At 70.9% G+C, this 14,123-nt stretch carries 13 protein-coding genes and 3 tRNA genes; 8 read left to right on the top strand and 8 right to left on the bottom strand.

The window, feature by feature from the left end:
* The first annotated feature begins 195 nt into the window (after nucleotides 1–195).
* Both OG509_RS18275 and OG509_RS18270 read left to right on the top strand, forming a co-directional pair.
* A complete protein-coding gene (locus OG509_RS18275; RefSeq protein WP_030160156.1) occupies nucleotides 196–1,677 on the top strand; it encodes a N,N-dimethylformamidase beta subunit family domain-containing protein in 1,482 nt (493 codons plus the stop codon).
* Nucleotides 1,678–1,785: 108 nt separating this feature from the next.
* Nucleotides 1,786–2,688, top strand: coding sequence for a phosphoribosylaminoimidazolesuccinocarboxamide synthase (locus OG509_RS18270; RefSeq protein ID WP_406183560.1), 903 nt, complete (start codon nucleotides 1,786–1,788; stop codon nucleotides 2,686–2,688).
* Between the two features lie 43 nt (nucleotides 2,689–2,731).
* Here the strand turns inward: OG509_RS18270 and OG509_RS18265 are convergent.
* From OG509_RS18265 to OG509_RS18240, 6 genes are all read right to left on the bottom strand, one after another.
* Nucleotides 2,732–2,807 (bottom strand) — tRNA-Gly (locus tag OG509_RS18265).
* Between the two features lie 24 nt (nucleotides 2,808–2,831).
* Nucleotides 2,832–3,443: a response regulator transcription factor gene (locus OG509_RS18260; RefSeq protein WP_030160152.1), complete on the bottom strand. Its 612-nt coding sequence runs from the start codon at nucleotides 3,441–3,443 to the stop codon at nucleotides 2,832–2,834.
* Entirely contained in the window at nucleotides 3,440–4,666 is a 1,227-nt protein-coding gene (locus OG509_RS18255; RefSeq protein WP_406183559.1) for a sensor histidine kinase, read from the bottom strand. The genes OG509_RS18260 and OG509_RS18255 overlap by 4 nt, the downstream gene beginning before the upstream one ends.
* Nucleotides 4,667–4,773: 107 nt before the next feature.
* Nucleotides 4,774–4,846, bottom strand: a tRNA-Gly gene (locus tag OG509_RS18250).
* Nucleotides 4,847–4,926: 80 nt separating this feature from the next.
* Nucleotides 4,927–4,998, bottom strand: a tRNA-Gly gene (locus OG509_RS18245).
* Between the two features lie 122 nt (nucleotides 4,999–5,120).
* Nucleotides 5,121–5,438 (bottom strand): Lsr2 family protein, encoded by a 318-nt coding sequence (locus tag OG509_RS18240; protein WP_406183558.1) that lies wholly within the window; start codon nucleotides 5,436–5,438, stop codon nucleotides 5,121–5,123.
* Between the two features lie 358 nt (nucleotides 5,439–5,796).
* Between OG509_RS18240 and purS the strand changes: the two genes are divergently transcribed.
* From purS to OG509_RS18215, 5 genes are all read left to right on the top strand, one after another.
* Nucleotides 5,797–6,048, top strand: coding sequence for a phosphoribosylformylglycinamidine synthase subunit PurS (gene purS, locus OG509_RS18235; RefSeq protein WP_008740952.1), 252 nt, complete (start codon nucleotides 5,797–5,799; stop codon nucleotides 6,046–6,048).
* Between the two features lie 2 nt (nucleotides 6,049–6,050).
* Complete coding sequence (gene purQ, locus OG509_RS18230; RefSeq protein ID WP_132761431.1) at nucleotides 6,051–6,731, top strand: phosphoribosylformylglycinamidine synthase subunit PurQ; 681 nt, start codon at nucleotides 6,051–6,053, stop codon at nucleotides 6,729–6,731.
* Nucleotides 6,728–8,977: a phosphoribosylformylglycinamidine synthase subunit PurL gene (purL, locus tag OG509_RS18225; protein WP_406183557.1), complete on the top strand. Its 2,250-nt coding sequence runs from the start codon at nucleotides 6,728–6,730 to the stop codon at nucleotides 8,975–8,977. The genes purQ and purL overlap by 4 nt, the downstream gene beginning before the upstream one ends.
* A 104-nt stretch (nucleotides 8,978–9,081) precedes the next feature.
* Nucleotides 9,082–9,873 carry a sterol carrier family protein gene (locus OG509_RS18220; RefSeq protein WP_406183556.1) on the top strand — a complete coding sequence of 264 codons (792 nt, stop codon included), beginning with the start codon at nucleotides 9,082–9,084 and terminating at the stop codon, nucleotides 9,871–9,873.
* Between the two features lie 78 nt (nucleotides 9,874–9,951).
* Complete coding sequence (locus tag OG509_RS18215; protein ID WP_406183555.1) at nucleotides 9,952–10,767, top strand: META domain-containing protein; 816 nt, start codon at nucleotides 9,952–9,954, stop codon at nucleotides 10,765–10,767.
* Nucleotides 10,768–10,794: 27 nt separating this feature from the next.
* Here the strand turns inward: OG509_RS18215 and OG509_RS18210 are convergent, their stop codons facing one another.
* Entirely contained in the window at nucleotides 10,795–12,219 is a 1,425-nt protein-coding gene (locus tag OG509_RS18210; RefSeq protein WP_406183554.1) for a sulfatase, read from the bottom strand.
* 115 nt (nucleotides 12,220–12,334) lie between these two features.
* Complete coding sequence (locus OG509_RS18205) at nucleotides 12,335–12,430, bottom strand: putative leader peptide (protein WP_385588274.1); 96 nt, start codon at nucleotides 12,428–12,430, stop codon at nucleotides 12,335–12,337.
* Between the two features lie 146 nt (nucleotides 12,431–12,576).
* On the opposite strand from OG509_RS18205, the gene purF reads away from it, so the two are divergent.
* Complete coding sequence (gene purF / locus OG509_RS18200) at nucleotides 12,577–14,094, top strand: amidophosphoribosyltransferase (protein WP_030160137.1); 1,518 nt, start codon at nucleotides 12,577–12,579, stop codon at nucleotides 14,092–14,094.
* The last annotated feature ends 29 nt before the right edge of the window (nucleotides 14,095–14,123 follow it).

Genomic DNA, 14,123 nt, shown 5'->3' with positions numbered 1-14,123 from the left:
CGACCGCGGCCGCGCCCGCCACCGCGCCCGCGGCCGGCCCGGCGGGCCCTGCACTCCGCGCCTCCGGATGTGGCGAACGGTGACGGAATGAGTGCGTTATGTGATGTGCTGGGACCGGTAGCGGTTCGATGTCCTGAAACCCTGCCGTGTCAGCGTGTTCAGGGACCGTTCGGGGGAGCGAGGGAGGGGAGCGACATGGGTGGTGCGGACCAGATCCGGCGTTGGGAATCAGGTGCGCTCGCGCACGCGGTGACCGATCCCTTCGGCCAGGGCCCGCTGCCGTGGTTCCGGGGCAGCGAGCTGTACTTCGACGACACCGGCCAGGTCGTGCCCTGGTACGTGGACCCGGCGCTCGCCCCCGGCCAGATCCCCCGCGCCCGCGGCAACGGCGGCCCGCGCACCGCCGACGACGTGCACCGGCAGATCAAGGGCTTCGCCTCCACCGGGGCCGTCGCACCCGGCGAGGCCATCGACTTCCACATCACCGTGGACCCGCCCCAGCAGTTCTCCGTCGACGTCTACCGCATCGGCCACTACGGCGGCGACGGCGCCTCCAAGATCACCACCAGTCCCCGGCTCTCGGGCATCGTCCAGCCGGCCCCCCTCACCGCCGACCGCACCGTCTCCTGCCACCACTGGTGGCTCTCCTGGCGGCTGCAGGTCCCCTCCTACTGGAGCGTCGGGGCGTACGTCGCCGTCCTCACCACCGCCGACGGGTACCGGTCCCACATCCCCTTCACCGTCCGCGACGACCACCCCGCCGATCTGCTCCTGCTGCTGCCCGACATCACCTGGCAGGCCTACAACCTCTACCCCGAGGACGGGCACACCGGCGCGAGCCTCTACCACGCCTGGGACGAAGCGGGCCGGCTGCTCGGCGAGCAGGACGCGGCCATCACCGTCTCCTTCGACCGGCCCTACGCCGGCGCCGGCCTGCCCCTGCACGTGGGGCACGCCTACGACTTCATCCGCTGGGCCGAGCGCTACGGCTACGACCTCGCCTACGCCGACACCCGCGATCTGCACGCCGGCCGCGTCGACCCCACCCGCTACCGCGGCCTGGTGTTCCCCGGCCACGACGAGTACTGGTCGGCCCCCATGCGCCGCACCGTCGAGCGCGCCCGCGACCACGGCACCTCGCTCGTCTTCCTCTCCGCCAACACCATGTACTGGCAGGTCGAGCTGGGCCCCTCCCCCTCCGGGGTCGACGACCGGCTCCTCACCTGCCGAAAACGCCGCGGCCCCGGCCGCCCCAGCCTCTGGCGAGAGGTCGACCGCCCGGAGCAGCAGCTGCTCGGCATCCAGTACGCGGGGCGGGTCCCCGAGCCCGCGCCCCTGATCGTGCGCAATGCCACGCACTGGCTCTGGGACTCCACCGGCGCCGTCGAGAACGACGAACTCCCCGGACTGGTCGCCGGCGAGGCCGACCGGTACTTCCCGCGCACCCAGCTGCCCGAGCACCAGGACCGGATCCTGCTCGCGCACTCCCCGTACCGCGACAGCGAGGGCGCGAAGCGCCACCAGGAGACCTCCCTGTACCGGGCCCCGAGCGGCGCCCTGGTCTTCGCTTCGGGCACCTTCGCCTGGTCCCCGGCCCTCGACCGCCCCGGCCACGTCGACGAACGGGTCCAGCGGGCCACCGCCAACCTCCTCGACCGGATCTGCAAACGGGACTGAGCCGGGCCGACACTCCGCAGGGCACCCCGCCGCGCACCCCCTGAACCGGGCACCTGCCCTCGTGCGGGAGAATGGGGCTGCGCTCGTACAGAACCACAGGGAGACCCCGTGTCCGGATTCGTCGAAAAGCCCGAGCCGGTTCAGGTGCCCGGCCTCGTCCACCTCCACACCGGCAAGGTGCGCGACCTCTACCGCGGCGGCGACGGCAACCTCGTCATGGTCGCCAGCGACCGCATTTCCGCGTACGACTGGGTGCTCCCCACCGAGATCCCGGACAAGGGCCGCGTCCTGACCCAGCTCTCCCTCTGGTGGTTCGAGCAGCTGAGGGACCTCGTCCCGAACCACGTGATCGGCACGGACCTGCCCGAGGGTGCCCCCGCCGACTGGGCCGGCCGCACGCTGATCTGCAAGAGCCTCGACATGGTCCCGGTCGAGTGCGTGGCCCGCGGCTACCTCACCGGTTCCGGCCTCGCCGAGTACGAGAAGACCCGTACGGTCTGCGGACTCGCCCTCCCCGAGGGGCTCGTGGACGGCTCCGAGCTGCCCGCCCCGATCTTCACGCCGGCCGCCAAGGCCGAGGTCGGCGAGCACGACGAGAACGTCTCGTACGAGGAGGTCGCGCGCACCACCGGCGCCGAGACGGCGGCGCTGCTGCGCCAGACCACCCTGGCCGTGTACGGCCGGGCCCGGGACATCGCCCGCGAGCGCGGGATCATCCTGGCCGACACCAAGTTCGAGTTCGGCTTCGACAAGGAGGGCACCCTCGTCGCCGGCGACGAGGTGCTGACCCCGGACTCCTCCCGCTTCTGGCCGGCCGACCAGTGGGAGCCGGGCCGCGCGCAGCCCTCCTTCGACAAGCAGTTCGTCCGCAACTGGCTCACCTCCCCCGCCTCCGGCTGGGACCGCACGGGCGAACTCCCGCCGCCGGCCCTCCCGCAGGAGGTCGCCGAGCGGACCAGCGCCAAGTACATCGAGGCGTACGAGCGGCTCACCGGCCTCTCCTGGGCCTGAGACACGAAGAAGCCCCCGGTCACAGGACCGGGGGCTTCTTCGATGGAGCGGACAACGCGACTCGAACGCGCGACATCCACCTTGGCAAGGTGGTGCTCTACCAACTGAGCTATGTCCGCAGGTGCGCCGTAACGCGAGAACTACTATACCCAACCTCGCTCGCGTGCGAGACGCACTGCCGTGTGCCGGTTCTCGGCGCCCAGCTTCGTCGCCGCCGACGACAGGTAGTTCCGTACGGTCCCGGGCGAGAGCGAGGCCCGCTCCGCGATCTCCGCGATCGGCGCCCCGTCCCCCGCGAGTTCCAGTACCTCGGCCTCGCGCGCGGTCAGCGGGGAGTCCCCCGCGCTGATCGCGTCGGCCGCCAACTCCGGGTCCACGTAACGGCCTCCGGCGTGCACGGTGCGGATCAGCTCGGCCAGCCGCTGCGCCGACACCGTCTTCGGCGCGAAGGCCCGCACCCCCGCCGCGAGGGCCCTCTTCAGGTGCCCGGGACGGCCGTGGCTCGTCACGATCATGGTCTTGCAGTGCGGGAGTTCGGCCCGCAGCGATGTGGCCACACTCACACCGTCCGCCCCCGGCATCTGCAGGTCCAGCACCGCCACGTCGGGCCGGTGGGCGCGCGCCATCGCGAGGGCCTCCGGCCCCGAGGCCGCCTCCGCGACGACCAGCAGATCGTCCTCCAGGGCCAGCAGCGCGGCGAGCGCGCCGCGGATCAGGTGCTCGTCGTCGGCCAGCAGTACGCGTACGGGGCTCATGCCCGCGCCTCCAGTCCTCGCAGTCGTCCGTCCGGGATCCGGGCCAGCAGCCGGAACCGGCCGCCGCCGACCGGGCCGGCCTCCAAGGTCCCGTCCAGCGCCGCGAGCCGCTCCCGCAGGCCCGCGAGTCCGGAGCCCGGCGGTCCGGCCGGCACCTCGGGGGCCCCGTCGTTCTCCACCACCAGCGTCAGCGCGCCGCCGTCGGGTGCCGTGAGCCGGATCACGCAGCTGCGGGCGTCCCCGTGCCGCAGGACGTTGGTGGTCGCCTCCCGGACCACCCAGCCCAGCGCCGACTGCACTTCGGGGCGCAGCGCACTGCCCGCCTCCACCTCGACGCGGCAGTCCATTCCGGCCGCGCCGAGCACCCCGCGGGCGCCCTCCAGCTCCACGGTGAGATCCGCCTCGCGGTAGCCGCGTACGACCTCGCGCACCTCGCGCTGGGACTCGGCCGCGATCCGCTGGACCTCGATCATCTGGTCCACGGCCTCCGGGCGTTCGCGCCGGGCGAGCCGGACGGCCAGCTCGCTCTTGAGCGCGATCACCGCGAGATTGCGGCCCATCACATCGTGCAGGTCGCGTCCGAAGCGCAGCCGCTCCTGGGCGACGGCGAGCTGTGCCTGGAGCTCCCGGGCCCGGTCGAGCTCGTACACCGTCTTCAGCAGCCATGAGGAGAAGCCGCAGGCCAGGACGAGCAGGCCGCAGGTGAGGAGGACGCCGATCCCGTAGCCGGTCGCCTCCCCGACGGGATGGCCCACCGCCAGGGCCACGGCCACCGCCGCGGCGCCCGCGGCCGGGGCCACGCAGAGCATGTGCCGGACCCGGGTCAGGGCCAGCGTCAGCGAACCCGAGGCGAACGCGACCGTGTTGACCACGAGGGCGGGGGCGACGCCCGCCTGGGAGAGCGCGCCGGCCGAGCGCAGGACCAGTACGGCGACCGCCAGCGCGGCGGTCAGCGCGGCGAGGGCCACCGCCAGGCGTACGGGCCGCTCGCGCCGGCCGAGCACCCAGTCCAGCGCCCTGGAAGCCACGAATCCACTCAGCGCGATCTGTGCGCACAGGGGCAGGAGCAGGGCGCCCGCGACGGCGCCGGGACCCTCGGGGGCGAGGCCGAAGAGCACCGCGAAGGATTCGAGGAGCATGAAGAAGTGCAAGGACCAGCGGGTGTAGAGCTCGACCTTGGCCGCACTGCTGCGGTTCCTCCACCACCCCGTCAGCTTCGACACGGTCCCAGCCCCCCGATGACGTTGGTCGACACCAGCCGACGTCCACACGTCCACGGTAAACGCATACGACAAAGGCCCTGATCATCGATCAGGGCCTTTGCTCGCTGAGCGGACGACGCGACTCGAACGCGCGACATCCACCTTGGCAAGGTGGTGCTCTACCAACTGAGCTACGTCCGCATGCTGCTCCGACATGAATGCCGTCGCGATGCGTGCATCACTCTACCCGATCCACCGGAGTGGTCTGTAAAGCGTTGCAGAGCGGGTGACAGGGATCGCACACTGCGCCTTCCCCCTGGAAGGGGGATGTTCTGCTACTGAACTACACCCGCACGACCTTCGGGGCTTTGACCTGCGGTCTGGCCCCTCGGCGTGATCCACACACTAGCGGACCGGAGGGGGTGGATGGCAAATCGGCCCCCGGCGGGCCCCGTTAGAGGGCCCCGGGCAGGCCTCAGTGGGCCTCGTTGTACGCCGCGTACACCCGCTTCGGGATGCGGCCGCGCGGCGGCACGTCGAGGTTGTTGGACCGGGCCCAGGCGCGGACGACCGCCGGGTCGGGGGCCAGGGAGGTGTGCTTGTACGCCTTCCCGGAACGGGCCTGCCGGCGTCCTGCGGCCACGAAGGGCTCCAGGCTCTTCCGCAGTTTCTTTGCGTTCGCCAGATTGAGGTCGATCTCGTACGACTTACCGTCCAGGCCGAACGTGACCGTTTCCGCCGCTTCTCCGCCGTCGATGTCGTCGGAGATCGTGACTACTACGCGCTGCGCCACGGATATCGGTCCCTTCGTGCGACGCCGCTCACCCGTTGGACGTGCGGTGATGTCGCCTGTGTGGATGTTTCGGAGCAATGCCTCATTCCGTCCCGGGTCGTACGGCAAAAAAAGCCGCTGCCCCGGTGGAATCCTTTGTACCTTGATTCTCATTGCATTGCGAAGCCCAGTTAATTATCTCCGCGTGTCCCGCCGCAATGCCGGGCGCGTGGTTTTCCGGTGGATTTTGCGAAGCGTTGGTGAAGCCGAAACGGGTGTGTGATCGCGCACCCGAACGCGCCCCGGAGATATCTACCCGCGTAGAAATTTCGGCCGGGTACGCTGAGGGAACCGCCTTCGCACCAACCACCCATCGGGAGTGCCAGTGGCACGCGTCGTAGTCGACGTCATGCTCAAGCCGGAGATCCTCGACCCTCAGGGCCAGGCGGTGCAGCGTGCACTGCCGCGCCTGGGATTCGAGGGCATCGCCGACGTCCGCCAGGGGAAGCGCTTCGAACTGGAAGTGGAGGGACCGGTCGACCAGGCCGCCCTCGACCGCATCCACAAGATGGCCGAAACGTTCCTCGCCAACACCGTCATCGAAGACTTCACCGTGAAGGTCGAGGCCTGACGGTGACCACTCGCATCGGAGTCGTCACGTTCCCCGGAACGCTCGACGACCGTGACTCGCTGCGCGCCGTCCGCCTCGCGGGGGCCGAGCCCGTCTCGCTGTGGCACCGCGACAAGGACCTGCACCAGGTCGACGCGGTCGTCCTCGCGGGCGGCTTCTCCTACGGGGACTACCTGCGCGCCGGAGCCATCTCCCGGTTCTCGCCGGTGATGGAGACCATCATCGAGCAGGCCAAGGCCGGCATGCCGGTCCTCGGCATCTGCAACGGCTTCCAGATCCTCACCGAGGCCCACCTGCTGCCGGGGGCGATGCTCCGGAACAACCACCTGCACTTCATCTGCCGTGACCAGAAGCTGCGGGTGGAGAACGCGGAGACCGCGTGGACCGGCGACTACAGCGCCGGCCAGGAGATCTCCGTACCGCTCAAGAACGTGGACGGCCGGTACGTGGCCGACGAGCGCGTCCTCGACGAGCTTGAGGCCGAAGGCCGCGTGGCCTTCCGGTACGTGGACGTGAACCCGAACGGGTCGCTCCGCGACATCGCCGGCATCACCAACGCCGCGGGCAACGTGGTGGGGCTCATGCCGCACCCCGAGCACGCGGTCGAGCCGCTGATCGGGACGGGCCGCACCGACGGCCTCCCGTTCTTCACCTCGGTCCTGAAGAAGCTGGTCTCCGCATGAGCCTCGACACCGTCAAGAACGCCACCGAGACGCCGGACGCCTCCCAGCCCTGGAAGGAACTCGGCCTCAAGGAGGACGAGTACGCCCGCATCCGGGAGATCCTCGGCCGCCGGCCCACCGGCGCCGAGCTCGCCATGTACTCGGTCATGTGGTCCGAGCACTGCTCGTACAAGAGCAGCAAGGTCCACCTGAAGCAGTTCGGCGAGAAGGTCCCGCAGAACGACGCCATGCTCGTCGGCATCGGCGAGAACGCCGGCGTCGTCGACGTCGGCCAGGGGTACGCGGTCACCTTCAAGGTCGAGTCGCACAACCACCCGAGCTACATCGAGCCCTACCAGGGCGCGGCCACCGGCGTGGGCGGCATCGTCCGCGACATCCTCGCCATGGGCGCCCGCCCGGTTGCGGTCGTCGACCCGCTGCGCTTCGGCGCGGCCGACCACCCCGACACCAAGCGCGTCCTGCCGGGCGTGGTCGCGGGCATCGGCGGCTACGGCAACTGCCTGGGCCTGCCGAACATCGGCGGCGAGGTCGTCTTCGACGCCTGCTACCAGGGCAACCCGCTGGTCAACGCCGGCTGCATCGGCGTGATGAAGCACGAGGACATCCACCTCGCCAAGGCCTCCGGCCCCGGCAACAAGGTCATCCTCTACGGCGCCCGCACCGGCGGCGACGGCATCGGCGGCGTCTCGGTCCTCGCCTCCGAGACCTTCGACGACTCCAAGCCCACCAAGCGCCCCGCCGTGCAGGTCGGCGACCCCTTCCAGGAGAAGCTCCTCATCGAGTGCACCCTGGAGATCTTCAAGGAGAAGCTGGTCGCGGGCATCCAGGACCTCGGCGGCGCCGGGCTCTCCTGCGCCACGTCCGAGCTGGCCTCCGCCGGCAGCGGCGGCATGCGCGTCGAGCTCGACACCGTCCCGCTGCGCGACGCGACGCTCTCGCCCGAGGAAATCCTCATGAGCGAGTCGCAGGAGCGCATGTGCGCGATCGTCGAGCCGCAGTACGTGGACCGCTTCATGGAGATCTGCGAGAAGTGGGACGTCATCGCCACCGTCATCGGTGAGGTGACCGACGGCGAGCGCCTGGAGATCTTCTGGCACGGCGAGCAGATCGTGGACGTGCCCCCGGGCACCGTCGCCCACGAGGGCCCGGTCTACCACCGCCCGTACGCGCGCCCCGAGTGGCAGGACGCCCTCCAGGCCGACGACGCGGGCAAGCTGCCCCGGCCGCAGACCTCCGATGAGCTCCGCGCGCAGGTCCTGGCGCTGGTCTCGTCCCCGAACCAGGCCTCGAAGTCCTGGGTCACGGACCAGTACGACCGCTTCGTCCAGGGCAACACGGTGCTCTCGCAGCCCGAGGACGCGGGCATGGTCCGCATCGACGAGGAGACCAACCTCGGCGTGGCCATGGCCACCGACGGCAACGGCCGCTTCGCGAAGCTCGACCCGTACACGGGTGCGCAGCTCGCGCTGGCCGAGGCGTACCGCAACGTCGCCGCGACCGGCGCCAAGCCGCTGGCGATCTCCGACTGCCTCAACTTCGGCTCGCCCGAGGACCCGGGCGTCATGTGGCAGTTCGCCGAGGCCACCCGCGGTCTCGCGGACGGCTGCCTGGAGCTGGGCACCCCGGTGACCGGCGGCAACGTCTCGCTGTACAACCAGACCGGTGACATCGCGATCCACCCGACCCCGGTCGTGGCGGTCCTCGGTGTGATCGACGACGTCAACCGCCGTACGCCGATGGCGTTCGCGGAGGCCGGCCAGCTGCTGTACCTGCTCGGCGACACCGCCGAGGAGTTCGGCGGCTCGGCCTGGTCCCAGGTCGTCCACGACCACCTCGGCGGCATGCCGCCCAAGGTGGACCTGGGCCGCGAGAAGCTGCTCGGCGAGATCCTGATCTCGGCGTCCCGCGACGGCATGGTCGACGCGGCGCACGACCTGTCCGACGGCGGCGTGATCCAGGCGCTCACCGAGTCCTGCCTGCGCGGCGGCAACGGTGCGCGGATCGTGGTGCCCGAGGGCCTGGACGCGTTCACCTTCCTGTTCTCCGAGTCGGCGGGCCGGGCCATCGTGGCCGTCCCGCGCAGCGAGGAGCTCCGCTTCACCGACATGTGCGGTGCGCGGGGGCTGCCCGCCACCCGCATCGGCGTGGTGGACGGCGAGGAGATCGAGATCCAGGGCGAGTTCACGATTCCGCTCGCGGAGCTGCGTACCGCTCACGAGGCGACGATCCCGGCGCTGCTCGCCTGATCCCGCCCGCGCTCGTACCCGAGCCCCCGTCCGGAGTCCTCCGGGCGGGGGCTCGGGCGCTCGGGCCCCGGCCCGCTGTCGGCCCCGGCGGATAGGGTCGGGCCATGCCACCCGCCAAGAAGAGGGCGCGTACCTACGACGCCGCGAAGATCCGTGCAGCCGTCACCGCGCAGTTCGGGCATGTGGCCGATGCAGTAAGGGAGTTGGGCGACGAGCAGCTCGCGCGGCCCAGCGGGGTCGGCGCGTGGAGCGTCGCCGAACTCGCCGCGCACATCGCGTGGATCGCCGAGTCGCTGGCGGTCGGGCTGACCCGTTCCCCGGCCGCCGTACCGGAGCTGACGGCCGTCGAATGGCCCTCCGCCACCGCCTCGCTCGCGGGGAAGATCGCCGAGGCGGCCAGGGAGACCCTGGAGGGCGCCCCGCTGCCCGAGCTGTACGAGCGCGCAGGCGCCCGTATGGCCGAGGAGCTGGCGGCGAACCCGGGCAGTCGGGTGCTGGACCTGTGGATCGGGGACATGACCCTGGCCGATTTCCTGGTCACCCGGACCGTGGAGCTCGTGGTGCACACCGACGACCTCAACCGGGCCGCCGGCCTGGACGTCCCGATCGAGCGGCAGGCCCTGGCGGCCTGCACCCGGCTGCTCGCCGACGCCCTCGCGCTGAAGGCCCCGGGCGGCTCGGTGGAGGTGCGGATCCCGCCGTTCGCGGTGGTCCAGTGCATCGAGGGGCCGCGGCACACCCGAGGCACCCCGCCGAACGTGGTGGAGACGGACCCGCTGACCTGGATCCGGCTGGCCACCGGGCGTACGGACTGGACCGCGGCCGTGGAGGACGCGCAGGTCAGGGCCAGTGGTGAGCGGGCCGACCTGTCGGCGCTGCTCCCCGTCATGAGCTGAGCCGGTCCGAGGGGAACCGCCTCCGAGGGGAACGGCCTCCGCATGGAACCGCCTCCGCGGGGGATCCGTCCCAGGGGTATGCGCACGCTACGGCACCTCCCCGCTGCCCTCGTCGCCCTCCTGACCCTGGCCGCCGCCACCGCCTGCAGTGACGGCGGTGGTACGCGCGGCACCCACCCGGGACACGGCTCGGCCGGGACCTGGTTCGTGCAGAGCCTGACCGTGGGCGGGAAGACCCTCACGGCGCCCTCCACCGCGCGGGTCACCTTCCCGCAGGCGGAACCCGACCAGGCCACCGGCAACTACGGCTGCAACGGATTCACCGCCGCGGTCACCCACGACGGCGCGAGCGCCATCACCGTGAAACCGGGCTCCACCACCGCCATGGCCTGCGAGAACACGGAGTTCGAGACGGCCTTCGCCAAGCTCCTGACCGGCCGGCTGACGGTCGACCGGCAGCCGAACCGGCTCACCTTGAAGACCGCCGACGGGAGCACGATCGCGATGAGCTCAGAGCCCCCGGCCCCGGACGCCCCGCTCACCACCACCGCGTGGACCGTGACCTCCCTGGTCAGCGGCGAGAGCGCCGCCTCCTTGCCGGCCGAGGCGGCCGGCAAGGCGGTCTTCACCATCAGCGCCGACCTGGCCGCGAGCGGCAGCCTCGGCTGCAACCGGTTCAGCGCCAAGGCCGCCGGTGACGGAGCCCAGCTCACCTTCGGGCCGCTGACCACGACCCGGATGGCCTGCGAGGGCCCGGTGGGCGAGGTCGAGCGGAAGCTGACCGAGCTCTTCGCAGCCTCCCCGCTCACCTGGCGCATCAAGGGCGGGACGCTCACCCTCACCGCGCCGGACGGCACGGGCCTGACCGCGACGGCCGGCTCGGCCGCGGAGTGACCCGGCGCGACACCCGGAATCCGCAGGTCAGCCCGGGTACGGCAGCAGCCCCGCGTCCACCTTCTCCCAGGCCGCGCGCAGCTCCGCCAGCCGGGCCGGCTCCAGGGCCGCCTTGTCGGCCTGTTCGCGGACGTCCCCGGCCAGGTTGAACAGCTGGTCCTTGCCCGTCTTGCCGCGGTAGTACTTCCAGTCCCCGCGGCGCAGGGCCCGCTCCCCGCGCACCCGCCAGAACAGGTTCCGCTCGGCGGTCTTCTCGCCGCGCAGCAGGTATCCGGCCAGGCTCACCCCGTCCAGCGGGTGGGCCGGGTCCGGCCGGGTCCCGGCCAGCTCCAGCAAGGTCGCCGTCCAGTCCGGGGTGAAGACCGGGACCCGGCTGACCTGGCCTCCGTCGATCCGGGCGGGCCAGCGCACGATGTTCGGCACCCGGATCCCGCCCTCCTGGAGGGAGGCCTTGTTGCCGGAGAGCGGCCAGTTGTACGAGAAGCGCTCGCCACCGTTGTCGCTGGAGAAGAAGACCAGGGTGTCGTCCTCCTGACCGGAGCGCTTGAGGGCCTTCAGTACTTCGCCCACCGAGCGGTCGAGGTCCTCCACCATCTGCCGGTACTTCTCCACGGAGCCGCCGTCCTCGTGCCACAGCGCCCGGGCGTCGCCCGCCTTGATCCGGCGCTCGACCTCGGCGCTCTCCGCGGTGTCCCCGTCGGCGATCCACGGCCAGTGCGGGGTGGTGAAGTTCAGGTTCAGCAGCCAGGGCTTGCCGCCGTGGTCGCGGGAGACGTACTCGGCGGCGCGCTCGGTGATGATCCGCGTGTAGTAGCGCAGGTCCTTGTAGGTGGCGTCGCCCTCGTAGAGGTCGTACTCGCCGCCCAGGCCCAGCTTGGAGTAGTACTCCAGGGCCCCGCCGAAGTTCCCGAAGAACTCGTCCCAGCCCGACCTGGTCGGGCTGTAGTCGGGCAGGTAGCCGCAGTGCCACTTGCCGATGAGCGCGGTCGCGTAGCCGGAGGCGCGCAGCAGTGAGGCCAGCGTCGGGTGGGTGGGCTCCAGTCCGGCGCTCTTGTCGGCGATGGGCTCGGCGAGCCCGCCCTCGGTCCGGCCCGGGTAGCGGCCCGTGTACAGGCTGAACCGGGTCGGCGAGCAGGTGGCGGAGCCGGAGTAGGCATCGGTGAACCGGACCCCCTGGCGGGCCAGCCGGTCCAGGTTCGGGGTCTTGATGTGCGGGGAGCCGTACGAGGACAGGTCGGCCCAGCCCAGGTCGTCGCCGAGGATGAACAGGATGTTCGGGCGCCGGGAACGCCGGCCGCGGGCGGCCTGGAACGGGCGCTCCTCGGGGCCGGTCCCGGCGGCGTCGGAGGCCGCGGCCGGGCCGGCCCCGAGCCCCACCGCGGCGGCCGCCGCACTCACTCCGACGGCGCTTCCGAACGCCCGGCGGGACAGACTGCTGTTGTACGAAGACACAGGTACTCCAAGACACGGCTCGGCGGCCCCGCCCCGGGCGGGCGCGGGACGGCGCGCGGCACGGCAGGGCGGGGCTGGGCGGAGCGAAAGGGAAAAAGGAGAGGGAGAGTTGTGACTACGCAGAACAGCGACAGATGGCGCTCGCGACACGGACCAGGTCTACGTGGCGGCGCTCGACGAGGGTGACGGAGTGGTCACCGAGAGGCTGCATGGGGCGAGAGCCTGTACGAATACCTTCGTAGATGTCAACAAAGCTCCGAATAGCGAGACAGAGTCGTACAGTCACCCTCTGTGCTGTGAGATTTCCCGGCCATCCCCAATTCGGACCAGTGGTCGATCTCGCCTACACTCGGAAGCGTGCCTCGTGGTGATGGACGACTCAACCACGACCTGCTCCCCGGCGAAAAGGGCCCCCAGGACGCTTGCGGCGTCTTCGGTGTCTGGGCTCCGGGTGAAGAGGTCGCCAAGCTCACCTACTTCGGACTGTATGCGCTGCAGCACCGTGGACAAGAGTCCGCGGGAATCGCTGTGAGCAACGGTTCCCAGATCCTCGTCTTCAAGGACATGGGCCTCGTTTCCCAAGTCTTCGACGAAACCTCTCTCGGCTCGCTCCAGGGTCATATCGCGGTCGGTCACGCCCGCTACTCGACCACCGGAGCCTCCGTCTGGGAGAACGCGCAGCCCACTTTCCGCGCGACCGCCCACGGCTCCATTGCCCTGGGTCACAACGGCAACCTGGTGAACACCGCCGAGCTCGCCGAGATGGTCGCCGACCTCCCCCGTCAGGACGGCCGCGCCACCCAGGTGGCGGCCACCAATGACACCGACCTGGTCACCGCCCTGCTGGCCGGCCAGACGGACGACGACGGCAAGCCCCTGACCATCGAGGAGTCGGCCACCAAGGTCCTCCCGAAGGTCAAGGGTGCGTTCTCGCTCGTGTTCATGGACGAGGGAACCCTCTACACCGCCCGTGACCCGCAGGGCATCCGCCCGCTGGTCCTCGGCCGCCTTGAGCGCGGCTGGGTGGTCGCGAGCGAGACCGCCGCCCTCGACATCTGCGGAGCCAGCTTCGTCCGCGAGGTCGAGCCGGGCGAGCTCATCGCGATCGACGAGAACGGTCTGCGTACCTCTCGCTTCGCGGAAGCAAAGCCCAAGGGCTGTGTCTTCGAGTACGTCTACCTGGCGCGCCCGGACACCGACATCGCCGGCCGGAACGTCTACCTCTCGCGTGTCGAGATGGGTCGGCGCCTGGCCAAGGAAGCCCCCGTCGACGCCGACCTGGTGATAGCGACGCCGGAATCCGGCACGCCCGCCGCCGTCGGCTACGCCGAGGCCAGCGGGATCCCGTACGGCTCCGGCCTGGTCAAGAACGCCTACGTGGGCCGGACCTTCATCCAGCCCTCGCAGACGATCCGCCAGCTGGGCATCCGCCTGAAGCTCAACCCCCTCAAGGAAGTCATCAGGGGCAAGCGCCTGGTGGTCGTCGACGACTCGATCGTCCGCGGCAACACCCAGCGCGCCCTGGTCAAGATGCTCCGCGAGGCCGGCGCGGCCGAGGTCCACATCCGGATCTCCTCGCCGCCGGTGAAGTGGCCGTGCTTCTTCGGCATCGACTTCGCCACCCGGGCCGAGCTGATCGCCAACGGCATGACGGTCGACGAGATCGCCACGTCGCTCGGCGCGGACTCGCTCTCGTACATCTCGCTCGACTCGATGATCGAGGCGACGACCATCCAGAAGCCCAACCTCTGCCGTGCCTGCTTCGACGGCGAGTACCCCATGGAGCTGCCCGACCCGCAGCTCCTGGGCAAGCAGCTCCTGGAGAGCGAGCTGGCCGGCGGCACCGACGCCGCCGACGCGCTCCGGCGCCCGTAGCGCCGCGACCCGCGACCCCGGCTCCACCT

This window comes from Streptomyces sp. NBC_01006 (assembly GCF_045162725.1).
Lineage (GTDB): Bacteria > Actinomycetota > Actinomycetes > Streptomycetales > Streptomycetaceae > Streptomyces.
This window is presented reverse-complemented; position numbering and strand designations above follow the sequence as displayed.